At 66.8% G+C, this 23984-nt stretch carries 18 protein-coding genes, 1 tRNA gene and 1 pseudogene; 12 read left to right on the plus strand and 8 right to left on the minus strand.

The window, feature by feature from the left end; translation table 11 throughout:
- Positions 1-166 precede the first annotated feature (166 nt).
- The 3 genes from AB0N66_RS32970 (at position 167) to AB0N66_RS32980 (ending at position 5118) form a co-directional block, all read left to right on the plus strand.
- Positions 167-3286, plus strand: coding sequence for a VCBS repeat-containing protein (locus AB0N66_RS32970; protein WP_365441926.1), 3120 nt, complete (start codon positions 167-169; stop codon positions 3284-3286).
- Between the two features lie 61 nt (positions 3287-3347).
- A complete protein-coding gene (locus AB0N66_RS32975) occupies positions 3348-4901 on the plus strand; it encodes an amino acid permease (RefSeq protein ID WP_365441928.1) in 1554 nt (517 codons plus the stop codon).
- A gap of 144 nt (positions 4902-5045) precedes the next feature.
- A tRNA-Lys gene (locus AB0N66_RS32980) sits at positions 5046-5118 on the plus strand.
- A gap of 178 nt (positions 5119-5296) precedes the next feature.
- Here AB0N66_RS32980 and AB0N66_RS32985 read toward each other — a convergent pair.
- The 3 genes from AB0N66_RS32985 to AB0N66_RS32995 all read right to left on the minus strand — a co-directional run bounded on the left by AB0N66_RS32985 (position 5297) and on the right by AB0N66_RS32995 (position 8964).
- Complete coding sequence (locus AB0N66_RS32985; protein WP_365441930.1) at positions 5297-6559, minus strand: hypothetical protein; 1263 nt, start codon at positions 6557-6559, stop codon at positions 5297-5299.
- 210 nt (positions 6560-6769) lie between these two features.
- Complete coding sequence (locus tag AB0N66_RS32990; RefSeq protein ID WP_365441932.1) at positions 6770-8287, minus strand: site-specific integrase; 1518 nt, start codon at positions 8285-8287, stop codon at positions 6770-6772.
- A complete protein-coding gene (locus tag AB0N66_RS32995; protein WP_365441934.1) occupies positions 8284-8964 on the minus strand; it encodes a helix-turn-helix transcriptional regulator in 681 nt (226 codons plus the stop codon). The genes AB0N66_RS32990 and AB0N66_RS32995 overlap by 4 nt, the downstream gene beginning before the upstream one ends.
- A 96-nt stretch (positions 8965-9060) precedes the next feature.
- Between AB0N66_RS32995 and AB0N66_RS33000 the strand changes: the two genes are divergently transcribed.
- The 5 genes from AB0N66_RS33000 (at position 9061) to AB0N66_RS33020 (ending at position 14608) form a co-directional block, all read left to right on the plus strand.
- Positions 9061-9300: a hypothetical protein gene (locus AB0N66_RS33000; RefSeq protein ID WP_365441936.1), complete on the plus strand. Its 240-nt coding sequence runs from the start codon at positions 9061-9063 to the stop codon at positions 9298-9300.
- Between the two features lie 233 nt (positions 9301-9533).
- Positions 9534-10823: a DUF3631 domain-containing protein gene (locus AB0N66_RS33005; RefSeq protein WP_365441938.1), complete on the plus strand. Its 1290-nt coding sequence runs from the start codon at positions 9534-9536 to the stop codon at positions 10821-10823.
- Positions 10824-11193: 370 nt separating this feature from the next.
- Positions 11194-11988: a DUF2637 domain-containing protein gene (locus AB0N66_RS33010; RefSeq protein WP_365441940.1), complete on the plus strand. Its 795-nt coding sequence runs from the start codon at positions 11194-11196 to the stop codon at positions 11986-11988.
- A 173-nt stretch (positions 11989-12161) separates the two neighbouring features.
- Complete coding sequence (gene mobC, locus AB0N66_RS33015; protein WP_365441942.1) at positions 12162-12887, plus strand: plasmid mobilization relaxosome protein MobC; 726 nt, start codon at positions 12162-12164, stop codon at positions 12885-12887.
- A 5-nt stretch (positions 12888-12892) separates the two neighbouring features.
- Positions 12893-14608: a relaxase/mobilization nuclease domain-containing protein gene (locus tag AB0N66_RS33020; protein ID WP_365441944.1), complete on the plus strand. Its 1716-nt coding sequence runs from the start codon at positions 12893-12895 to the stop codon at positions 14606-14608.
- A 101-nt stretch (positions 14609-14709) separates the two neighbouring features.
- Here the strand turns inward: AB0N66_RS33020 and AB0N66_RS33025 are convergent, their stop codons facing one another.
- The 4 genes from AB0N66_RS33025 to AB0N66_RS33040 form a co-directional block, all read right to left on the minus strand.
- Positions 14710-15288, minus strand: a complete 579-nt coding sequence (locus AB0N66_RS33025; protein WP_365441946.1) for an HAD domain-containing protein — start codon at positions 15286-15288, stop codon at positions 14710-14712.
- A 29-nt stretch (positions 15289-15317) separates the two neighbouring features.
- The gene (locus AB0N66_RS33030; protein WP_365441948.1) at positions 15318-16013 is read right to left on the minus strand and encodes a class I SAM-dependent methyltransferase; all 696 of its coding nucleotides are present in this window, start codon (positions 16011-16013) and stop codon (positions 15318-15320) included.
- A 1-nt stretch (position 16014) separates the two neighbouring features.
- A complete protein-coding gene (locus tag AB0N66_RS33035) occupies positions 16015-16926 on the minus strand; it encodes an aminoglycoside phosphotransferase family protein (protein ID WP_365441950.1) in 912 nt (303 codons plus the stop codon).
- Positions 16927-17002: 76 nt separating this feature from the next.
- A complete protein-coding gene (locus AB0N66_RS33040; RefSeq protein WP_365442002.1) occupies positions 17003-17668 on the minus strand; it encodes a hypothetical protein in 666 nt (221 codons plus the stop codon).
- On the opposite strand from AB0N66_RS33040, the gene AB0N66_RS33045 reads away from it, so the two are divergent.
- The 4 genes and pseudogenes from AB0N66_RS33045 to AB0N66_RS33060 all read left to right on the plus strand — a co-directional run.
- Positions 17577-17810: a hypothetical protein gene (locus tag AB0N66_RS33045; protein WP_365441952.1), complete on the plus strand. Its 234-nt coding sequence runs from the start codon at positions 17577-17579 to the stop codon at positions 17808-17810. The two genes, AB0N66_RS33040 and AB0N66_RS33045, sit on opposite strands and share 92 nt — an antisense overlap.
- A 165-nt stretch (positions 17811-17975) precedes the next feature.
- Entirely contained in the window at positions 17976-19331 is a 1356-nt protein-coding gene (locus AB0N66_RS33050) for a tetratricopeptide repeat protein (RefSeq protein WP_365441954.1), read from the plus strand.
- 36 nt (positions 19332-19367) lie between these two features.
- On the plus strand, positions 19368-19868 hold the full coding sequence (locus AB0N66_RS33055; protein ID WP_365441956.1) for an NUDIX domain-containing protein: 501 nt from the start codon (positions 19368-19370) through the stop codon (positions 19866-19868).
- Between the two features lie 40 nt (positions 19869-19908).
- Positions 19909-20037: pseudogene (locus AB0N66_RS33060) on the plus strand (GNAT family N-acetyltransferase); the annotation flags it as partial.
- 226 nt (positions 20038-20263) lie between these two features.
- On the opposite strand, the gene AB0N66_RS33065 reads toward AB0N66_RS33060, so the two are convergent.
- Complete coding sequence (locus AB0N66_RS33065) at positions 20264-23125, minus strand: hypothetical protein (protein ID WP_365441958.1); 2862 nt, start codon at positions 23123-23125, stop codon at positions 20264-20266.
- Positions 23126-23984 lie beyond the last annotated feature (859 nt).

Genomic DNA, 23984 nt, shown 5'->3' on the forward strand with positions numbered 1-23984 from the left:
GGGTGGGCCACGGCGCTCTGTCGTGCGGCCGCTTGGAAAACGCTCTCCCCAGTGCTTTCGAACTGGCTGTAAGATCAGCGGACTTCTGAGGGGGATGCGACGGCCGGGGCCGGGGACATCTGATGCGGGGCCCGCTTCCTCTCGTGGCTTCTGGGGAGGGTTCGCCTTGATTCGTCATGCCTTCGTACGTCACGCGCGCGTCAGACGCGTCGCCGTCGTCGTGGCGGCATCCGCGGTGCTCGCGGGCGGGTTGAGCCCGTTGCTGCCGGTCGCTTCGGCGACGGACGCGGCGCAGGAGACGGTGGTACCGGCGACGCTCCAGAGCGGCTATACGCGGGCGAGCCTCTTCAACTCCGACGAGACCTACGGCGGGGACGGGGCGGGCAGCCAGGGCGTCTTCCACCGGCTCTACGACCCCTTCCGGCTGGTGTGGACGCGGTACTCGGACGGCAAGTCCTTCGAGGTGCCTGCGGCTTCCACGGGTCTGGCCATCGACGACGGGACGGGCAGTGACGTCGCGGCGTTCCGTTACCAGGACGGTCACGTCGACCTGTGGAACGCCGTCGACGGAACGATGAGTACCCTGCAGATCCCCGAGGGGCACAGCGTTTGGTCCGGGGCCTACGGCGACATCGTCGTCACCTTCGAGACGGTCACCGCCGAGGACGGGACCACCACGCGGGTCAACCACCTGTTGAGCGCGGGCCCCGATGGGACCACCCGTGACGTGGTCGTCTCGGGCATCCCCGCGGAGCTCAAGCTCGGAGCCCCGTTGCGTGGTGACGCCACGGGGCTCATCTTCAACGGCGCGGTCGACGGAACCATCCGCTCGGTGGCCATCGACCCGCAGACCGGCCAGGTCCAGAGCTGGACCCAGACCCGGCCCAGCGGCACTGCCTACACCGAGCTGTCGCCCGACTACCTGGTCCAGTACGGGGGCCGGTCCGCCTCGAAGGTGTACGTCTACTCCCGTGCCGACCTCTCGGCAGCCCCCGTCGAGGTGACCCTGGACGGTACCGACGGCGTGTACCCCGCCGACGACCTCTCGGTGGTCGGCGACTGGCTCGTCCACCGGCCCGCCGGCGGCGTCAAGGTGACCGCCGTTCCGATCAAGGGCGGCGACCCGATCACCCTGCTCACCTCCTCCAACGACGGCATATCCGCCTCACCGTCCGGCAACGCCGTCGTCATCGGCCGTACCAGCGCCGACGTCGACGACTGGGGCATCCAGCGCATCCACGCCGACGAGGACGGCACGCCCGTCGTCACGCAGATCAAGGCGCTGCCGAAACCGGCGTACAAGATTCAAGGTCTCGCGCTGGACCAGGGGCGGCTCCTGGTCGCCGACGAGAGCTGGGCCGGGTACCGGGACACCTATGTCCGGACCGTCACCGCGACCGGCACGCCCCAGGTCGGTGCGCGCTCCTCGTACGACGGGACCGACCTGGTGCTGTACGACTGTCCCTCGGCGGAGGGCGGTTGCCGGGTCTACGGCACCGCGGACAACCGTGCCGTCTGGCTGTCGCAGTACTCGGCCGCATACGACCGTCTCCAGGTCAACGGGCCTGCCCAGTACGGATTCTGGGAGCTCGATGTCCCTGCCGGCGGGCAGATCACCGACGTGTCCGGCCAATACGTGATCCACACGACCGCGACCCGGCAGAACGTCTACAAGATCGGTGGCAGCGACACCCCGGCCATCACCCGCACCCCAGGCGCCGCAGCCCTCTCCGGCGACATTCTCTGGACAGCCGGCACGACCCCCGGCACCGTCACCGCGTACGACCTGACGACGAAGAAGACCACCGAGACCGTCACCACCGACGCCGGGTGCGCTCCCACCGAGCTCCAGGCGCTCGGCCGCTATCTCTACTGGACCTGCGACGGCAGGGCGGGCGTCTACGACCGTACGGCGAAGAAGTCCGTGCCCGTGCCGACGGGCGAGGCGAAGCTCGGCGACGGGTACGTCGTCACGCACGACAAGCAGGCCGGGAAGCTGACGCTCACCACGGTCACCGACGGGACGCCGGCGAGCCGGGTCATCGCCGACCTGCCCGACACCGGCGTCTCACAGCGCGATGTGCGCTGGACCGTGGACGAGTCCGGGGCGAACGCCGCGTACGTCGACGACCAGGAGCAGGTGCACCTCGTGCCGTCCGGGGTGCCGCAACAGCCGCTGCGGCTGCTCGGTCCGGCGCAGAACGCGTCGTCCGTCGAGGTGCACGAGATCGACACGACGCGGGACACGCTGACCACCGTGCTGCTCTCGAAGCCGTCCGCGAGCTGGCGGCTGACGGTGCGGAACCCCACGACCGGCAAGATCGTCGACACCCAGGACGGCGGCGCGGCGCGCGGCGAGCTGACCGTCGGGTGGGCCGGCGACGACCCGACGGTGGGCGGGGACGTGTTCCTGCCGAACGGCAAGTACGACTGGACGCTGTCCGTCTCGCCCGCGGACGGGGTCGGCGGGCCGCTGGAGGTAAAGGGCTCCGTAAGGCTGGAGAAGGGCAGTCCGGTGCTCCACGACCATCTCGGTGGTGACGCCGTCGGTGACCTGCTCACCCTCAACTCCTCGGGCGGCCTGACCTTCCAGCAGGGCACGGGCAAGGGCACGTTCTCCGGGAAGGTCACCGGCACGGGCTGGGCGACGAGCGTCAAGGCGGTGCCGTTCGGCGACCTGAGCGGCGACCGCTGCAACGACGTCCTGGTACGGCTGAGCAGCGGGGCCCTGCGCCTGTACAAGCCGGGCTGCGGTGCGGCGCTGAAGCCGTCGACGTCGTACACGACGTTCGGGACCAGCGGCTGGAACCAGTACGACGTACTGACCTCGCCCGGCGACGTCACCAAGGACGGCCGCCCCGACCTGATCGCCCGCAACACGGCCACCGGCGCGGTCTACCTCTACAAGGGCACCAGCACGGGCAAGCTGTCCGCCCGCGTGAAGCTGTACGACAACTGGAAGACGTACAAGAAGGTCGTGGGCGCCGGTGACCTGAACGGCGACGGCATCGGCGACCTGATCGCCCAGGACAAGTCCAACAACCTGTACCGCTACTACGGCAAGGGCAACGGCACCTTCGCCGCCCGCGTGAAGGTCTCCGCCAACTGGGGCGCTTCCTACAACGCGGTCGTCGGGGTCGGTGACATCACCGGCGACGGCAAGGCCGACCTCGTCGCACGCGACACCGCGGGCAACCTGTACCGCCAGAACGGCACAGGTAAGGGCTCGTTCGCCGCGCGCGTGAAGATCGCCACCGGCTGGCAGGGCTACAAGGGGATCTTCTAGGCGCAGTTTTCGGCCACGGTATGACGCATGTCGCGCCCCCAGCGAGGGAATCGCTGGGGGCATGACAAACTCCGCGCAATCCGCGCGTGACGCCGGAGCGAGTGGGCTTTCGGACGAAGAACGGCTTGCCCAGCTCGGCTACACGCAGGTTCTCGCCCGCCGCATGTCGGCGTTCTCCAACTACGCGGTCTCCTTCACGATCATCTCGGTCCTGTCGGGCTGCCTGACGCTGTATCTGTTCGGCATGAACACCGGCGGCCCCGCCGTGATCACCTGGGGCTGGGTCGCCGTCGGCCTGATGACGCTGTTCGTCGGCCTCGCGATGGCCGAGATCTGTTCGGCGTACCCGACGTCCGCGGGCCTGTACTTCTGGGCCCACCGCCTCGCCCCGCCCCGTACGGCCGCCGCCTGGGCCTGGTTCACGGGCTGGTTCAACGTCCTCGGCCAGGTGGCGGTGACCGCCGGCATCGACTTCGGCGCGGCGTCCTTCCTGGGCGCCTACCTGAACCTCCAGTTCGACTTCGAGGTCACCCCCGGCCGCACCGTGCTCCTCTTCGCCGGAATCCTGGTCCTGCACGGCCTGTTGAACACCTTCGGGGTCCGCATCGTCGGCCTTCTCAACAACGTCAGCGTGTGGTGGCACGTGCTGGGCGTGGTGGTCATCGTCGGCGCGCTGACCTTCGTACCGGACGAACACCAGTCCGCCTCCTTCGTGTTCACGGAGTTCGTGAACAACACGGGCTGGGGCAGCGGCGTGTACGTCGTCGCCCTCGGCCTGCTGATGGCGCAGTACACCTTCACCGGCTACGACGCCTCCGCCCACATGACGGAGGAGACACACGACGCGTCGACGGCCGGCCCCAAGGGAATCGTCCGCTCGATCTGGACCTCGTGGATAGCCGGCTTCGTACTCCTCCTCGGCTTCACCTTCGCGATCCAGTCGTACGACGGTGCCCTCGGGTCGCCGACGGGGGTGCCGCCGGCCCAGATCCTGCTCGACGCGCTGGGCGCGACCAGCGGCAAACTGCTCCTGCTCGTGGTGATCGGCGCGCAGCTGTTCTGCGGTATGGCGTCGGTCACGGCCAACTCCCGCATGATCTACGCCTTTTCCCGCGACGGCGCGCTGCCCTTCTCGCACCTCTGGCACACCGTGAACCCGCGCACACGGACGCCGGTCGCGGCGGTCTGGCTGGCCGCACTGGGCGCCCTGGTCCTCGGCCTGCCGTACCTGATCAACGTCACGGCGTACGCGGCGGTGACCTCCATCGCCGTCATCGGCCTCTACATCGCGTACGTCATCCCCACCCTGCTGCGGATCCGCAAGGGCGAGGCCTTCGAACGCGGCCCCTGGCACCTGGGCCGCTGGTCCCGCCCGATCGGCATCGTCTCGGTCCTCTGGGTGGTCGCCATCACGATCCTCTTCATGCTCCCCCAGGTCTCCCCGGTCACCTGGGAAACCTTCAACTACGCCCCGGTCGCCGTCCTCGTCGTCCTCGGCTTCGCCACGACCTGGTGGCTGGCCTCGGCCCGCCACTGGTTCCTCAACCCCGCCCACGAACGCACCCTCGCCCGCGAAGCGGCCCGCAAGGCCCCGCCCGAATCGGTCGATCCGTAACCTTGTGCGCTGTTGATCCCCAGCCGCGTGCGCTTTTGGCGCGGCCGGGCCCCCGATACCCGATCGGAGTCCCGGCCACGTCCGGCTATGCTCGGGGATGCATCGCCACAGGATCCCCAACCGGATCCCCGTGGACCGATGCGTGGACCCTTAGCTCAATTGGCAGAGCAGTGGACTTTTAATCCATTGGTTGTGGGTTCGAGTCCCACAGGGTCTACGGATGCGGGGGAGGGGAAACCCCTTCTGACCTGCAGCGCAGCGCTCGGGTCGACTTCGGTCGGCTCGGGCGCTGCGGCGTTTTCGGGGGTCTGCGTGAGCGATGCGTGAGCGGATGTTCGGCGGATACGCGTGGGAGGCTTCGCAGCGACGCGTTGAGAAGCCTCCCTGCCCAAGATCTAGTCCCTCTCGATGACGAACAGCACCGTCAGGATGTGCTCTGCTGTTCCCAGCAGACAACGAGCCATGGACAAGTCGCCTGCCGAAGCGTGCTTGATCGCCTGGGCGCGCGCAGTTGCCAACGTTTGCAGGGCGATGATGTTGTCCACCAGGGTGCACGTCATCTTCGCTTCGTCCTTGTGCCCACGCATGATGTAGCGAATCCGCACGGCGCGGGTGAGCCGGCCGTTGGGCGACCGCCATTCCTTCTCAGGGCGCCCCGACGTGGGCAGCCACTTCTCAACCTCGCTGTCCGGGGCAGCCGCGCGGATAGCCCTGTCGATGGATTCCACAGCGCACTGGGCGGCCATCTCGGCAGCAGCCGGTGGGGCCTGGCGGATGACATGCCACCCGCCCTCAAGCATCTCCACGACCTTTGTGTCGATGGACGTCAGCGCTCTGCGGAGGTCTTCCAGTACATCGAGACGGCCAGCCTGCTGAGGGGAGAGTAGATCGTCGACGCGGTCGGCGACTTCCATCTCTAGGTCGGCGTCGTCCAGAACAGTCTCAGAGCTGAGCGCGTCTGCTCCCAGCAGCCCGTTCACTCCCAGACCAGTGTGTAGGGAGGAGTCGAGCTCAAAGCGCGTCGGACTGTCTCCGAGGCTGCCCACGTAGTCCCGGTACAACGACAAAGGGCGGCTGCTGATCTCCGACAGCAGGCCGCGGCCGGAGTCCATCCGCGCCAGCCAGTCCGTCATATACACCTGGCGGCGGACCGTGAGACCGAGGCTCTTGCGGAACTCCTCCGTAGCCCACACCGGGGGCATCGGTACTTTGAAGACGGGGCCCTTGATGATCTCGCCTATGACGCTCTCGATCTGAAGAGACGTCCGCCAAGCAGACAAGGTGCCCGGTCCGACGGCCGACTCGCTGAGCGCGGCCGTCGCCTTCAGGTACTTGAGATGTTCCCTCCCGGCCAGCTGGTCCATCGAGCGCAGTCCTGCGGCATATCCCGTAAGGGCGCTCGGGAACATGTTCTTCTGGACGTCGGCCAGGAGCTTCCTGGTACCCAGCAGGTCTTGGCCCTGCAGCCATTTCGCGGCCTGGAACGCCGGCCCTGCCTGCAGCTGGCGGAAGAGATCGCCGTAAATCCTGCTGGTATCGATGATCTTTGCGACGGCGGCCACTGCCGTGTCAGGACTCGTCGATACCGGCTCGACTTCGTTGCCGGTGCCGGGCACTTCGTCGTCTTCACCATCGTCTGCGGTGCCATGTACGGCCATCAGAGTCCCCTCCCCTGATCACACACTGCGATCTACGGAGGATACGCGCCCCATCCGGACTGTTCAGAGCATTGCGCTCATCCGGTAACAGGTGCGAACGGCTGCTGCCTCAGGCGTGCGCAAGGAGCCAGCCGACCGCACCCTGCTCGCCTCCGCGTCACAAGACCGTAGGGCCAGGCTGTGGGATCCGGCCACCGGCACCCAACCTGCCTAGTTGGTGCCGTTTCGAAGGCGGCGCGGGACCAACGCAGCCGCTTTCTCCGCGATCTCACGGTCCAGCTCCGGGAGCAGGCTCGTATACGTGTCAGACGTCAGCGTGATGGTGGAGTGCCGCAGTGTCTCCTTCACCGTGTGGATGTCGCCGCCACCTCCGTGCGTGAGCGTCGCGGTGACGTGGCGTAGGTCCCGCAGGGTGATGGGCGGCAGGTCGGTTGTGGCGAGGATGCGGCGGAAGGTCTCGGAGACGGTTCCAGGGTGCAGCCAGGAGCCGTCCTCCTTGGTGAAGACCTTGCCCGTGTCCTGCCAGGCATCGTCCCACTGAGCGCGCTCCTTCTCCTGGCGGGCTTTGTGGTCGCGCAGTTCGGAGATGGTCGTGCTGTCGAGCGCGATCGTGTTCGCGCTGCCGTCCGTCTTCGGCTCCGACTCGTAGATGTCCCAGCCGTCGACCACGATCTCCTTGGCGGGCGTGATGAGGCCAACGTCGAGGTCGATCTCGTGCCAGTCCTGGCCGACCGCCTCGCCGCGCCGGAGGCCACGGGTGCCCATGAGGTGGAGGATCGCGTACAGGCGGTCGCCCTCGGCCGCGTCGAGGAAGGCGCCGAACTGCTGCGGGGTCCAGACCATCACCGGGCCGGGGATCTGACCGGTCTCTCGCCACCGCCGGACGCGTTCATCGGTCCACAGGAGGGGCTTCGGGCGCCTGCCGGACTCCAACTCGACGTGGGACGCCGGGTTGAAGGTGATCAGCTGCTGGGCGATCGCGGAGTTCAGGGCCGCGCGTAGGGTGCGGCGGATCGCCTGACGGGTGGCCGGGCCGGTGATCTTCCGGAACGGTTTCATCTCTGCCAGTTTGGCTCGTTCGGGGGCGAGCCGCTTCCGCTCCGCCCCGACAGGGCGACCGGGCGTGCTCGGCTTGCAGCGGGCGATCTGCTCGCGGCGGGCCTCGTTCTCGGCTGAGATCACCTCGTTGTCGTCGGCTATCGCGTCGAACATCTCCACCAGGTGGCCGACGTTGAGCCGGTCGAGGCGTACGTGGCCGATGCGCGGCTTCAAGTGGACGCGGATGTGGGAGGCGTAGGCGTTGAGCGTGGTCTTGCGTCGCTTCTTCGCGGCGAACCACTGGTCCAGCCACTCGCCGACGGTGAGGTTGCCGCGGAGGGCCAGGCCCGCCCTCAGACGGCGCCGGGTCTCCTCGATGGCTGGGAGCGGCGCCTTCTCGACCGCGACCTTCTCCAGCATGTCGACGAGGCGCCGGAGGCTGTCGGAGTCGTCCTTCTCTGCCAGCGCCAGCAGGGAACGGACGTGGTCGAGGTCCGTCTGCGCGGCCTTGAGGGACTCGTAGCCGGCGCGGCTGAAGGAGCGGCGGGCGCCGTCTTCGGTCGGCGGGAGTTCCTGGCGTATCGAGTACGAGCCGTGCTTGCGGCTGGAGAGCTTGGGGCAGTTCTTGCCGAGCGGTTTGCCGGTCTTGGGGTCACGGCAGTAGCAGCGGCGGTGGGTGGATCCCTTCAAAGGCGTTCCTCCGGGGTGGTGTTGGGGCTGGGTTCGGGTGGGTCGACGTCGCCCAGGGCGGGTGGCAGGTGGGGTGGGGTGGCGCCTTCGTCGCGGATGTCGCGGCGGAGGTAGCGGAGGTTGTACTTGGCGGAGGTGGCCTCGTCGGCGTACTTGGTCCGCCTGCGCTCGGCTTCTTCCTGCTGGGCGCGGTTGGTCGCCGTCTTGACTGCGAACCTTGCCCGTTCTTCCTCTTCGAGGGCGGCCAGGGCGGTCCGTACGAGACTGGCGTGCGCTTCGAAGTCGGGGACCAGCCCCGCGTCGTACAAGGGCATGTCCTCGTCGCCGGTGAAGCGCCGCAGGGCGTCCCAGGTGGGCACGAGGCCCTGGAAGGGGAGCTCCTGGGTCCTCTCGACGTAGCCGACCGGGAAGATCAGGCAGACCGGGTACGTCTCCAGGGCGGCGGCCAGGACCATGACGTCCACCAGGGGAAGGCTGGCCCGGCGACCGGACTCCATGTTGGCGATGACGTTGCGAGGGATGGGATGCCCGAGCTGCTCGCACTGGTCCGCCAAGTCCTGTGCGCTCCACCCCATCTCCTTTCTTCTCCGCCGGACTTCGCCGGCGACGTTGGCCTGGACCCGGTCCGCCCACTCCGGGACGTCGTCCTCATCAGCATCCACACTGCGTTGTGTCATGGAGACACATTAGCTTGGCCATCCTGGTAGGTAGATGCCTGGAGCCGGACGTGACGGTCACGTTCGCCGAGGGCTGTACTGAAAGGGGCGCGCTGTATGCGCGAAGACGCGACGGCCGGACGGATGACGGGCTCGAAGGGGATGAGCCGGGATGAGCTGCTTGCCCTCCCTGTGTCGGTTGACCTGGAAACAGGCAACCGCGCTCTGGGGCTCGGGCGGAGCAAGGGGTACGAGCTGGCGAAGCGGGGCGAGTACCCGTGCAAGGTGCTGAGGCTCGGCAACGCCTACCGGGTCGTGACCGCGGATCTGCTCGATCTGCTGGGCCTGGCGGCGTGATGGGGCGGCAGACTAGCAAACCGTTCTGCGCTGAGCTGACACAGAAGCGCTGGACTGTTGCCGGGTGCGGACGTACCGTCCGTGTTCCCTCGCGATGGCCTGGTGCCCGCGAGAAGGGGGCGGGTCCCCGGCGATGCAACGCCGGAGACCCCAGCAACCCCGACCGGCCCTGGAAGAACCAACCCGGCGGCAAGGGCGCACAAGCCCGCCACCGCCAGACGAGGAGCTGCCCCGTGGAACATGCGGGAGCCGAGCCCTATTCCGACTCCGACAAGCCCTCGTGGCCGCCCGTCACCCTCCCCGGCAAACTCGGCCACCACGCCGGTGAAGCCCCGATGTCCGCCAACGACGTTGCGCCTGACGCCACTTCGGCGGATCAGCCCGCCGAGGAGGCTGCGCCGGATCCGGAGCCGACCCATGGCTCGGCGTTGCTGGACGAACTGCGTGCGCGGATAGCCAAGTTCGTGATCCTGCCCTCGCCGGAGGCACTGGACGCGGTCACGCTGTGGGCGGCGGCGACACATCTGCAGCCCGCATGGCAGCACGCGCCCCGCCTGGCGGTGGTGGGGCCGGCGAAACGGTGCGGCAAGTCACGGCTGCTGGACGTGCTGACCGAGACGGTCCACGAGCCGATGCTCACCATCAACACCACCCCGGCTGCGGTCTTCCGGTCGATCACCGAGGAGCCGCCCACGCTCCTGGTGGACGAGGCGGACACCATTTTCGGCACGCCGAAGCAGGCGGAGAAGAACGAGGAGATGCGCGGCCTGCTCAACGCCGGCCACCAGCGCAACCGGTACGTCACCCGGGTCGTCGGCAACGACCACACCCCGCACCGGTTCGCCACGTTCGCCATGGCCGCGCTCGCGGGCATCGGTGACCTGCCCGACACGATCATGGACCGGTCGATCGTGGTCCGCATGCGCCGTCGCGCCCAGGGGGAGCACGTCAAGCCCTTCCGCTCCCGCCGCGACATCCCCGGGCTCCATGAACTGCGGGACCGCATCGCCGCATGGGCCCGGCCGTTGCTGGACGAGGCGGCGGAGGTGGAACCGGCCCTGCCGGTGGAGGACCGGGCCGCCGACACCTGGGAACCCTTGGTCATCATCGCCGACCTCGCTGCCGGGTCCTGGCCCCGTCGGGCCCGTACGGCGTGTGCGCGGATGGTGGCCGCAGAGGTCGAGGCGGAGGAGGAGCGGCCCGGCGGAGCCCGGATTCTCGCCGACATCCGCAGGGTCTTCGCCGCCCAGCGCGAGGTGGACAGCCTCTCCACGGACGAGCTGCTGTACCACCTGCGCCAGGATGTCGAGGCGCCGTGGGCGGAGTGGGGGCGCAACGGGCTGGATGCCCGCGAACTGGCGAGGATGCTGGGCCCGTACGTCATCAAGCCCGGCAACGTCCGTCTCGTCGACGGGACCCAGCGCAAGGGCTACATGCGCAACAAGTTCCTCGACGCGTGGCGGCGCTACTGCCCCGCCGTCCACCCGGTGGACGCCGAGCCCGTCGCCCCCGCCTCGGGCTGAGCCCCGCACCCCCGGGTGACCGTCCCTGCCGTCCCTGCCGTGATCTTGCAGGTCAAGCGGCATGCAGACAAGACGGCAACCGGGGCCAAGACGGCAACGTGATCCTGATGAGCGCGCTGCCTGGCCGGGACCACGTCCCGATCCGTCTTGTGCCGTCCCGTGCGTCCCCGCCGTATCGCCGCAGGCCAGGGCGGCAGTCGCCGGAACGGCACCACACCACTACGCCGTCCCGGCCGAACAGGTCGGAGAACGTCTCCGGCATCGGCCGGGACGGCAGACCGAACCCCATGCCGTACCTGTCCTGACCTGCGCTTGCAACGGCCAAGACGGCAAAGACGGACCACACAGCCAACGCCCAGGAGCACCCCGCTTGACCAAGCTCTCCACCTCCAGCCGCCAGGACAACCGCCTCGACGAGGGACGGCCGATGCTGACCAAGCAGGCTGCCGAGCGATTCACGCTCATCGCAGCGGGCGTGGTCATCGTGGCCCTCACGGCCGGCGGGTTCTGGCTCTCGTACGCGCATCTCGCCGAGGTCGCCGGACAACACGGCCTCAAGAGCTCCCCGGCCCGCCAGTGGGCCTGGCCGGCGACCCTGGACGCGTTCATCGTCGCGGGCGAACTGCTCATGCTCCGCGCGGGCCTGCGCCGGGTGACCGACAAGGGGGCGATCGCTCTCACGGCCACCGGATCGGTCGGCTCCATCGCGCTCAACGTGGCCGGTGTCAGCGGCACGGGTGGCACCGGCGCCGTGCCCCTGCTCGACTACGTGGTCGCCGCAGTTCCCCCGACCGCCGCGCTGCTGGCCTTCGGTGTCTTGATGCGGCAGATCCACCAGCTCGTCGATCAACCCGCAGGCCATGCGGACACCCCTTCCGTACAGCCCGCCGACATGGTGGCGATCACGTCCGCCGGGCCGCCGGAACCACCGGTCCGGGTTTCGGAGAGCAAGCCGCGCGGTGGCCGTCCTGCGAGCGCCACGGTTGAGGAACTTGTGGAGATCGGCCGGATCGCTATCGCTGAGCACGGCACGCTCAGCCGGTCCCTTCTCCGGAAGGCCGTCAAGGACAGGGACTTGACGATCGGCAGTGAGCGGCAGACCGAGGTGATGGAGATCCTCCGGCCCGAAATCGAAGCTGCTGGATCAGGTCCGGACAGCGACTGACCGGAATCCCTACGGGGTGGCCGGAACCGCTTCCGGTCACCCCTGCCCGTCGGCCACCGCCCCACCCGCCCTCCGTTTATGCACACCTGTGGATGGGGCCCCGATCACCAACACCCTGCTGACCCCGCCCCTGCGCCCCACCTGCCCTCGCGACCACTTCCGGAGAACCGCTCGTGACGCACCACCCGGACCACCCCGACCGCACTCCCGACGATCCCCTGCCTCAGGTGAAGTCCCCTACGCTGCTGGGGCGTTTGCGGCAGGCGTTGGGACGGGCTGCCCCTGGCGGAGCCAGTAGTACCCCGAGTCCGACTCATGGCCGGTCTTCGGGGGTCTCCGCCCCGGGGGGTGCGGAGACGGCCCGGCGCCAGGGGGCGCCGGGCCAGGGGGTCGGGGCCGAGGGCGGCTCCGACCTGGACACGCTTCACTCCGTCCAGCAAGCCGTCCTGCGCCTCGCAGACAGCCCAGCCGTCACCGCCGGCGAGCCTGCTGCGCAGAGCATCCAGCCCACGATCCGCCGCTTCACCGGCGCCAAGCGAGTCGTACGAGTCGGCCCTCTACGCTTCACCGGCGACGAGCACACCCAGCTCCAGGAGACCGCTGCCGAGCACGGGTACAAGGGCGACTCAGGCTTCGCCGCCGACATCGTCCTCGCCTTCGTCACCGGCCGGTTCACCGCCAACCTGCCCCTGTCCGAGGACCGCCGCCGCACCCACATGTTCCGCGCCCAGGTCCTGCGCCAGCTCAACCGGATTGGCGTCAACGTCAACCAGATCGCCCGGGCCCTCAACAGCGACCACACCCCACCCGACATACGTCAGCGCCTGGACGAACTCCACGGCCTGCTGGAGCTGATCGCCGAGGCCCTGCGCGAGCCTGCCGACCCGCGGGAGGTCTGACCAGCGTGATCGCCGCCATCAAGCCCGCCGGGACTAACACCCGGGGACTGCTCGCATACCTGTACGGTCGCGGAACCCACGACGAGCACTTCGACCCGCACATCGTGGCGGGTTTCGCGATGCTCGGCATGCCCGACCCCGGCCGCGACGAGAACGCCACCCTCACCGAACTCGGCCACTACCTCGACGAGCCGGTCTCCTTGCGCAACAGCGAGTTCGGCAAGAAGGTCACCGACCACGTCTGGCACTGCCCTGTCCGTGCCGCCCCCGAGGACCGCCACCTCTCCGATGCCGAGTGGGGCGAGATCGCCCTGCGCATCGTCCAGGCCGCCGGCATTGCCCCGGCCGGTGACGACCTGGGCTGCCGCTGGATCGCCGTACGCCATGCCGACGACCACATCCACATCCTCGCCACCACCGTCCGCGAAGACGGACGGCGTCCCAAGTTCCACGGCAGCGGCCTCCGCGTCGGTGACGCCTGCCGTGAGATTGAGAAGGACTATGGGCTGCGCCGGTTGAAGAAGGGTGACCGCACCGCCGCCCGGCGCCCCACTCAGGCTGAGATGCACAAGGCCGAACGCCTCGGCTGGGAAGAGCCCAGCCCCGAGTGGCTCCAGGACCGCGTCCGCGCGGCCATCCCCCACGTGACCAACGCCGAGGAATTCATCGCCTACCTCGAAGCCGGCGGCATCGAGGTCCAGGTCCGGCGCGGCCCGTCAGGAGACCTCCTCGGCTACGCCGCCGGCCGCCCCGGCGACGTCAACGAGGCCGGCGAGCAGATCTACCACCCCGGAAGCAAGATCTCTCCCGACCTCTCCCTGCCCAAAATCAAGGCCCGCCTCGAATCCAGCCGGCCCGAAGAACACCCCACCGCCCGCCGCAACCACCCCAGCACCCCCTGGCACCAAGCCGCCGACGCTCTCGACACCCTCCACACCGACCTCGCCAACGACAGCCACGCACAGGCCCACATCACCGCCCTCGGAGAACTGCTCGAAGTCACCGCCCAGAAGGCACCCGCCCATCTACGCGCCGAACTCCAAGCCGCCTCGAAGGCGTTCGCCCGAGCCCAACGGTCCCAGGTCCGGGCGGAAGACCGAGCCGCCCACGCCCTGCGCCGCGCGGCACGCGACATCGTGCACACCGCCACCGGACCCGACGGCAGCGCCTTGGCCGCCCTGGTCGCGGCCCTCGTCTGGGCCGCCATCGTCGCCGGGCGCTGGCACGAAGCGAAGAACCACGCCCACCAGGCCGACGCCGCCCGCCAGGCCGTCCAGCACCTCCAGGCAGCTGGCGACCGCGCGCTCGCCCCGACACTCGCTGAACTCACAGCCCGCCCACCCAAGGAGGAAGCCCGCCGAGTTCTGGCCAGCGACGTACGAGCAGCCGTCCCCGACCACGCCGAGCGAATCCTCGCCGACCCGGCCTGGCCTGCGCTCGCCACCGTCCTCGTCGACGCCGAAGCCCGTGGCCACCAACCCCACCAGCTCCTCAAGGAAGCCGCTGCCCAGCGCGAGTTGACCACCGCCCGCCAACCCGCCCGCGTCCTCATCACCCGCATCCAGCACACCGGCCGAAACCCGGCACCCAACCGCCGTGCCGAAGCCGCCCGCCGACGCTCGACTATTGCAAGCTCGACGCTTGTCCAGCAGAGCCGGGGGCCCCAGCCTTCACCGGTAGCGGCGACAACTGCTGAACAGCGGCATCAACAGCGTCGGTAGGCGGGAAACGTTTCGTTTGCCGAGCCGGCACTGCCAAGCCGGGATAGCGCCCTCGCCTTTCGCGGTGGCGAGGCACGAGCGCGTCCTGCGGCTTGTCCGCGCTATGCGGCTTCGGCTTCATGTGGAACGGCTGAAACATCGGCCCGTGCACTGGGCAACAGCGCGGCCCAGGCCAGGACCTTGACCAAGTGCTCGGCCAGCAGACCGACGTGGGGATCAGGCTGGACAAGCGCGGTCGCTTGGCCGCGATCGCCGCGTTCCGCCGCCCATTCGTGGTCGAGGACGGTGAAGTCGTCGTCTATCCAGATGACTGGCGCGTCGCCGAGCCAGGTGTCGACGTGATCGCGCTTCCACAGATACCCGTTGGGGTGGCTGCTGGTGATCTGCGGGCGCGGGAGGTCGACGAACGGCAGGGGTGGGAGGCCGAGGAGCGGGCCGATCAGAGTGGCGGCGTCGTGGCGCCAGCTGGTGCACCAGACGGGGGTGACCAGGCCGGTCCGGATTACCTGCATGAGCAAGGGGCCATGTGCAGGGTTGAGCCAGATGGTGACCAGGTCGTCAGCGCTCCGGTCAGCGGGCACGACTTCGTGCCGGTTGTGGGTTGTCGGACTGGCCCCTTCGGCGTCCGGAAAAGGTATGAGGACGCCGTCGACGTCGAGCAGGAGGTAGGGCGGGCGCATCGGATTCTCCCAGGGGAGCGGGGTGGGGGTCAGAGCTTGCGCGCGGTGATCAGCAGGGTGGTGGGCCAGCGGCCACCGTGGCGGGCGTCGTGGAACTCCTGGGCCGATGTGAGCCAGAGGCTGGCGCGGTCGAGGTGTCTCTCCCAGCGGTCGGCGTCGAAGTCCCAGCGGGCGATGGGCAGTCGGGTGCGGTCGGGGAGGGTGACGAAGTCGCGGCGAGGTCGGTCGTCGATGGTGGGGCGTAGGCCGCCGCGCTGAGGGTGGGGAACCGAGAAGGCGAGAGTGCGCCCGGGTTTGAGGTGCTGGGCGATTGCCGGGAGCAGCAACTCTGGGGCGACGAGACCGATGGCCCCGAAGACCGAATAGACGGCGTCGAACTGCTCATCAGAGGCTTGCAGGTAGTGCAGGGCGTGACCGGCCACGAAGGTGAGGTTATTTAGCCGGCCGTAGTGCGAGCGGGCTCGGCGGACCTGGAGGCCGACGAGGTCGACGCCGGTGACCTGGGCGCCGTAGCGGGTGGCGAGGTGGGCGGCGTTGTGGCCGGGGCCGCAGCCGAGTTCCAGCAGTCGCTCGTGGCGCAGGTCCGGGCCGAGGATTTCGGCGCCGGGTCCGCTGCCGGGCCGGGTTGTCCATTCCACCCGGGCGGGTACGGACAGCGGTTCGGCGGGGCTGGCCGTGGTGCGCTGGACGGCGTGGACGTACCAGGGGGATGCCTGGGCGAGCACGTCAGACCTCCAGGAGGTGGAGGACATCAGTGAGATGGCGGCGTACGGCCTTGATGTAGGCGGGGTCGGTGGCCGGGTCGTTGATCCAGCGGATGGACTGCTCCATGAACCACTCGACGGCCCACATGCGGTGCCAGCCCAGCGCCCACTGCTCGGCGGGCAACCCGCCGCGTTCGGTGAGGGCGTCGGGGGTGCCCCCTTCAGTGACGTAGGTGTCCAGGAAGACCCGCAGGCGTACGGGGTCGGGGGCGTCGAGGGTGCCGTGCCAGCTGGCGAGGTCGAGCAGGCCGGGGCCGGTGAAGGCGCGGGCGAAGTCCAGCAGCCGCCAGCCGTGCCGACCGATGTGGAGGCTGGTGGGGTGGAACTCGGAGTGCACCCAGCCGAAAGGAGCCACGGTCGCACCGGCCGAGCGCGCTTCAGCTGCCTGGGCGATCTGGTCGAGCGCGTCTTCGACGTCGGCCGCGTCCTGCCACCGGTCGGCCTTGCGGAGTCGGCCGAGGTGCTCCAGGGCTCGGCTCGGCAGGGTGCGCAGCCGTTCCTGATCCAGGACGGGCAGGGCGGAGGCGGTGCGGGTGCCGTGCAGGACGACGGCCGCGGCTGCGCCGTCGAGGTCGTCGGCCTCGCGAATCGGAGCGCCGAGGTCTTCCAGCAGCATCCCGAGCCAGCCGTCCAGCACTGCGGAGGCGCGAACGGCGGGCACCGGGACACCGAGAGTGTGGGCCAGCCGGAGGGCCTGGTCCTCGCCGTCGAACGGCCTCTTGGCGTACTTGAAGATGGCGGTGGCGCCGTCGGGGAAGGTCAGACGCTCGACGCCGGACATGGACCACACGCGCACCTCCTCGCGAACAGCGGTGGTCCGGCCGGCCAGGGTGAGCAGGTTGTCAAGAAGTTCGGTACTGGGGTTCGCGGTCACGTGGAGGCTCCAGGGAGTTGGTGGCGTCCGGGGCGGGCGAGAGGTGCCGGCCCACCCCGGAGCCAGGACGATGGTGCTACGCGGCAGGACTCACGCGGTGGGCGTAGACCTGCTCGATCCACCCGGACTTGAAGGCCGCGAGGTCGTCGCGGAAGGCGTTCATCGAGGCACCGTAGGGCGCCACGACGCCACCGCTCTGGTCGGGCACGGACTGGCAGCCGTGCACGAGCCGTCCGCCGAGGGCGGCGTGGGCCTTGATGGACTCGATGCGGCGGTGTTCGTTGAACCAGCCGCCGTGGTAGACCTCGTCGAGCATGCTGCCGGTCTCGTCGTCCAGGTCGAAGACGACGGAGGTGGCGGCGGGGAAGAACCAGCACGGGCCGACGTTGGAGATGTGTCCGTCCAACTCGACCTTGTTGAGCGCCATCAGCGTGGCCGCCTCGCGCAGCATCCGCAGGTGGTCGGCGGTGAACTGCGGCAGGCCGAGGGCGGGGAGGTGCTCGTCGCGGAAGAGGTACGCGTACACCTCGTAGGCGGTGGCGAGCACCCGAGCATCGTCCGAGGTGGACTTGGCGTGGGTCTTGATGAACTCCAGCGCGAGCTGCTCGACCGCGCTCGCGGTCGTCTCCTCCACGTCCAGGAGCTGGGACTTGACCAGCTCCCAGTCGGCGACGAGCCACGTGCTGGACTCGAAGCGGAAGAAGTACTCGGCGGGGTCGATGGTAATGCGCCGGCCGTCGATCTATATGCCGGGCAGGCGGCTCCAGCGCTCGTCGAACGCCTCGGGCAGTACGACCGTGATGGCCGCGGTGTCGATGGTGGTCACCGTGTCTCCGTCTCTGATCGGCCGGGTCCGGGCACAGGAATGCCCGAACCCGGTTTAGGTGTACGGAACTTCGGGGCCGCCCGGCCGAAGGGGGAGCCTGGTCACGGTGTCGGATCGGGGCCGGGCGGCTGATGATTAGTGAACACTCCGTCACGCACAGTGGGTACGGTGAGGGGCAGTTGAAGCGGTATACGCGGTTTACAGACCCGGACGGGAGGCGAGCGTGGCAGCGCCGAGAGACCCCAACTCCCGCCTGCGTGACACCATTGCCGCGACCGGCTGCACCTACGAGGCCCTGGCGAGAGACGTCCGGCGCATCGCGGCCGAGAACGGCGAGATCCTCCAGACGAACAAGTCGGCCGTCTCTCACTGGGCCAACGGCATTCGCCAGCCCACCGGCCGAACTGGCCAGTACCTCGCCGAAGCCTTGTCACGCCGAACGGGCCGCATCATCACCCGGACCGAGATCGGTCTACGCGTACCGGATGGCGAGGAGTCAGCCGAAGGGGATCCCGTCGTAGCTGCAACTAACCTCGGCCGGGCTGATGTTGAGCGCCGCCGCTTCCTTGCGGTGGCGGCCTTCACCACCGCCGGTGTCGCCATGCCGCTTGCCCACGACCACGAGGCCACCGCTCGTATGCTCCGTGCCCGCACTGGCACGTCCGTGGTCGGAGCGGACGACGTGGACGTCGTACGGCAGATCACTGCGGCGTTCAGCGCGGCAGACGAACGCCTCGGCGGAGGGCACGGATTGACCACGGTCACCGCGTACCTCGCCGACACCGCCGCGCCTATGCTCCGGAGCCGCTTCCCGAGCGAAGCCTTACGACGGGCAGCCTTTGGCGCGGTGGCCGAACTCGCCTACCTGGCAGGGTGGAAGCACCACGACCTTGGCCAGGAAGGCGCCGCCCAGCGCTACTACCAGGTCGGCTACCAGCTCGCCTGGGAAGCCGACCCGCATGGCCACGCCGCCTGGATGATGCGCGCCCTCGCTCACCAGGCCCTCAGCCTCAAGCAGCCCCACCACTGCGTCGACCTCGTCGAAGGCGCGCTCACCTGCGGCCTCGGCCACGTCGACGGCCAGACCGAGGCGCTCCTCCACATCACCCATGCCCGCGCCTTCGCTGCCGTCGGTGAGAGGCCCGCGGCGGCCCGCGCCCTGCTCGCCGCCGAAGACGCCCTCCTACGCGACGACGACCCCCAGCCCAGCTACTCCCGCGTCAGCGGCCCGGCCGCAGGCACCGTCGCCAGCCACACCGCCCGCACCCTCACCGACCTCGCCGACCACATCGGCACCGAGCAACAGCACCGCGACGCCCTGATCCGCTGGGACCCCGAGAAGTACAAGCGCGTCCACGCCCTCACCTACGCCGACCTCGGCGACAGCCTCGCCGCCCAGGCCCGCGCCGACGAGGCCGTCGCCGCCTGGGCACAGGCCCTGACCCTCATGGAAGGCATGACCTCCGACCGCACCCGCAAAGCGATCACCTCACTCCGCTCCACCCTCTCCGTCTACCAGCGCCGCAAAGTACCTGGAGCCGCCGAACTCGCCCGCCGCGCACGCGAAGCACTGGCCTAAGCTGCCCACCAACCGGCCGACGAAGGGACACCAGCCGTGGCTCAGCGGACCACCGACGACCAGCCCAAAGCCCTGCCACCCGCCCTCGAATCCATGACCTTGCTGGTCGCCGCCGTCATCGTCCACGACAAGGCCACCAACCGCGTCGTCCTCCTCCAACGGAGCCGGAACGCCAAGTTCGCCCAGGGCATGTGGGACCTCCCCGTCGGCAAGAGCGAACCCGGCGAGCCTGTTATCGAGACCGCGGTACGGGAGCTGTACGAGGAGACCGGCCTGATCGTGAAACCGGAGTCCCTGAAGGTCGCCCACATCATCCACGGAGCCTGGGGCGTCGAGGCTCCCAACGGCTTCCTCACCGTCGTCTTCGCCGCACACGAGTGGACCGGCGAACCAGAGAACCGTGAGCCACGCAAGCACGCACAGGTCTGCTGGGTTGATGCCGATGCCATCCCCGAGGAGTTCGTGGACACCACTGCGAGCGCGCTCCACCGGTATCTCACCGATGGGCCTCAGGTGTCGCTGGACGGATGGGCATAGGGACGAGCGTGGTTCACCATGCCCGGACAGAATGGAAACCGTCCTGCCGGCCGCAAGGGACCGAAAGGTCCACGTGCTCTATGAGTCGTGGGGGTATGAGGACATCGGCCAGAGCCAGGCGTCACCAGTCTCGCCGGTCCTCACCGTAATGATTTGCGCCAACCGCTGACCGGCGCTCATATGCGACGGACCGCTCTGTTCGAGCGGCGCGGCGTGAATGCATCAGCCTCGGCGAAACAAGAAAGTGTGCACCGGCAGGACGGCACTCTGGCGGCAACTGGTCCTCGATACAGTTCTTTGGTTGAGGACGCGCCGCTCTGGCGGGCAGAAATTACTCCGAAAACCTCAGTTCTTGCGGGAGTAAGCAATCAGACATCATAAGGGCACCGAATATTTCAACCCAAGACTCTTTGGATATCCCTTCGGTAATCATTGCGCAGCACTTCAATGATTGATTCGTAGCCAGTTCTACCCTTCAAACCCTTTGCGAGCATCAATCGCACTCCGGGATCCCTATCAACACACAGCCTCTCACCAAGACCTGGCCATTTATGGGAATCGCGCGCCCAAGTCATCGCAGCAACACACCGGAGCCAAGGGCTTTGATGAGTGGCCAGCATTTCGGCATCTATCGTCAACTCGCCCTCAGGCAAATCGCGAAGCATTCTCGCAATTAAACTACATGTCGAGTTACTGGTTGATGAGAGGAGTGGTACCGCAACCCTCTGAACTTCAGTGTATTGGTCACCGCTATGCGCCAATTTTCCTGCTGCGCGAACCGCCATAGCATCCAAAGAAAAGCTGCCTACCGTGAATTTAAAGCGGCTAAATGGGTCGTCGCCATGACTCATCGATGCAACACTTTCCGTTGGCTCCTGAGCGAAATTGATCAACAAATCGAATGCAGCGTTCCTCGCCGCCTTAGGCAAGGAGGGTCCAACAATCGCAATGGCGCCAATTGCGCTAGCACGATTGACTTCGACATCTTGCACTTCCAGCGCTCTGGCCATCATCGCGTCGACAAATTCTTGACGGTCTGATTCATCGAGGATTGTAACTAGCAGTGCAGCCTCCTCTTCGCCAACCCGAATCGTCGAAACACCTGGCGTGAAATTGAGAGGCTGGACATATTGTTCAAGCTTCTTGCGCGCTATCGCAATGGCTGGAGTGACATCGCAATCGGCTACAATCAGCGCTAGCGCAGCGTAGGGGTTCTCATCAGATGCCGCTTCGCTCAGTCGCTGTTCAACGACTCGGGGATTCCCATTCAGGACTTCTTGCCCCTCATAGACAGCACGGTTGGCCACTTCGTTGCAAAGTAGGATTGCATCACACAGCATTTCGACTACTCGATTACGCAACACTTCGTGGCTCGCATGAATTTTCACGAGCGCGTTGATCAGGTCTTCGTCTGTACGCCTGTGTGTACCAGGCTCCCGACGCAACCAATTAGCCGTGAAGTCTAGGAAATTCTCAGAGGACTCCAAGGACGCCTCATCCGCGGTAGCCGAAAACGCTGTGAAAGCTGAAAACCAAGAGGTTGTCTGCGGATGCCACTCCTGAGGTTCCGTAGAAATCTCCGCGCTTGCACAGTCTGACCATGCGCGTGCAACGTCTCTGGGAAGAGCCTTGCTTGCCGAGGCGGCAAATTTGTAGGCAGCGATCCTTTCCCAATGAGGGCTTTGATCGCTAGGTGGTTCGAGGAGAAGGGGTTGATCCGGCCAAACCTGAGCAAGTTTTTTCAGCTTTTTAGATGCATCACTTCGGATGTAGTGAATGGGCGCCTCTTGCCATTTTTCCGTGGCTTCTAGAAGATCTCCAAAGCGCTCATGAACTGTGCGTTCATCACTCCAACTTGCGGTGACGACAGCGAACCTAAGATGTTGATGCAGGCATTGAAGAGCATCAGGCCACTTCTGATCAAGGATTTGTGACAGGGCGCGCGCTGCAAGAGGATACGGTTCCGGTAGTACGGATCCATTTCCAGATGCTCTCAAAGCTTGAGCAAGCCGATGTAGATCATCAATTTCGCCGTCCATTTTCCAGTATTGAACCCTGGTCGCCCTCAGCCCGTACAGCCAATCGGCTGCAGAATCATTAAGGCGAGCAGAAACGGCTCCATTTACAGCGTCATGCCACCGTTCCATCGCCTGTTCAGGATGGCCTGTAAGGGAGAGATGCCGGGCATGTCGAGCTGCAATCCAGGAGGTAATGGCAAGGGGGAAAGTGAAACGCCCCGTCTTGGTCAGCTCATCCCAATCACCGTTGGCATCTGCCAGGCACATAAGGATACGCGCTTTAACAGCGAGTCCCGATTCGTCACCAGTGGTTTTCTTCGCCATGCTCGACAAAATTGACGTGCGAGATTTGATCAAATCAAATCGACGCCATGCGATTGATTCTTCGGCGAAAATCATTGCAACATAGAGGGCGCCCTGATCGGTGTCCTCCATCTCATCAAATGCCTCAGCAATATCTTCCAGGGTGACCAGTCGCTCGTACCCGTAAGCTGCGGCGTAGCCCAATCCGTTAACCGACCTCAGAATCGGCTCGGGCAGGTTATCCTGGTACTCTTCGACTTTCCTTATCTGCTGGCCGACGGCAAATACATCACCGGTGAAATAGTTGCGCCACCCAAGATCAATTCTTATTCTTGCGGCTTCCCTGAAACTCTTACCATTCTCCAGTGCGGCGCATTGCCGACTCCTGATGATAGAGGCATGATGCGCGAATGGTGTGGACTCAAGATTCCTAGCAACCTCGTCAAAGAGGACTGCCGATTCTAGGGGCTTCTCATCAAATCGATCGTTAGCCTGTTGCAGCCTCTCCGCCTGTCCGAGTGAGGCAATCGGACCTCTCAAGATAGCATCCGAGGTAATCGGTGCCTCTCGATTTAGAATACGTTCGATAGCTGCAAGTTCCGCCCCTGCAACGAGACGCTCACCCTGTCGAGATTGCCCTTCTTTCCAGTCGAGCAATTCCTCGACCGAATAACTCGATTCATGTCTATCGACTGGAGGGTGGTGTTCTCCGCACAGAAGTAGCAGGTTCTCGAAAGCGTTAATACTGCTGCTCGGATAATTGACGTCGTGCCGGGGGCCGTTCGCTTTTTCGGAGCGAATGTGAGCAATCTGGGCTGTAGGGGTGTATAGCTCGCGATCCTTGAAGATCAGCTTGCTGTTGCAGCCTGGGTAGGCGCAGTGAGTAGCTGTCCCGAACAGCAGCTTGATCGTCTTTTCGGTGTAGGTTCGCCCCATAGTCCTAGTTTAGACGAAAAATGTGTTATCAGAGCTATGAACCGGTACGTGGCCAGCGGCACTGCACTCTGCATCACAAGCGCACCAGATGAAGCGGGGGCTCCGCTGATCCGGTTTCGCGCAGACTATCCCCACCACCGAGACCCTCCCCGACATCTTCACCTGCGGTGACACTCCGATGCGGGACCACGTACGGGCCTTGGGCGGCCGCAACGCCTGGCCTGACTCGTCCTCGAACACCAGCCACGCGTCCTGCCCCCTCACCTTCTTCCCACGCGCGCCCACGTCTCCTTCCGTCACACCCGCACCTGCACCTCGTCCCGCTCTGTGGACGGATGCATGGGAACCTGGCACCGAGAAGCCCATCTGCCGCGGGATCCCTGACAGTTGCGGCTGGCTGAAGGGCACGTGGAAGCGCCGGGCGACCATCACCGCAGTCCTCGCCAGCATCCAGCGCTGGTCCTCACTCCAGCCGTGCGCAGCCGGGCCCTGCTCCAGAGCGCGGGCCAGCCAGGTCCGTCAGGCTGGCTTCATCCTCAATGTCACCCCGAGGGCCCCTTGGGAACCGCACCCGCTCCCGCCGAGCCCTCTCCACCACGGTTAGGCCACCCCTCGGGATACCTCATCCCACCGGCGTACACCCACCACCCAAGCCGCCGTCACCCCGAATCGAAAACGTCAGAAACCATGGCTGCACCCCTCGGGAAAGCCATTTCTAAAGGGCTTTCCCGTCTCTCCCTCGTCATTTGATCCTCGAATGGTGGGAGTGGGGCTGACCTGTGGCCTTACCATCAAAACCCTGCAGACTAGGGAAACTATGCTCGGTGGTTCTAATTATCTGCAGGGTTTTCAGCTGCAC

It is taken from the genome of Streptomyces sp. NPDC093544, from assembly GCF_040683495.1.
In the GTDB taxonomy this organism is placed as follows: Bacteria; Actinomycetota; Actinomycetes; order Streptomycetales; family Streptomycetaceae; genus Streptomyces.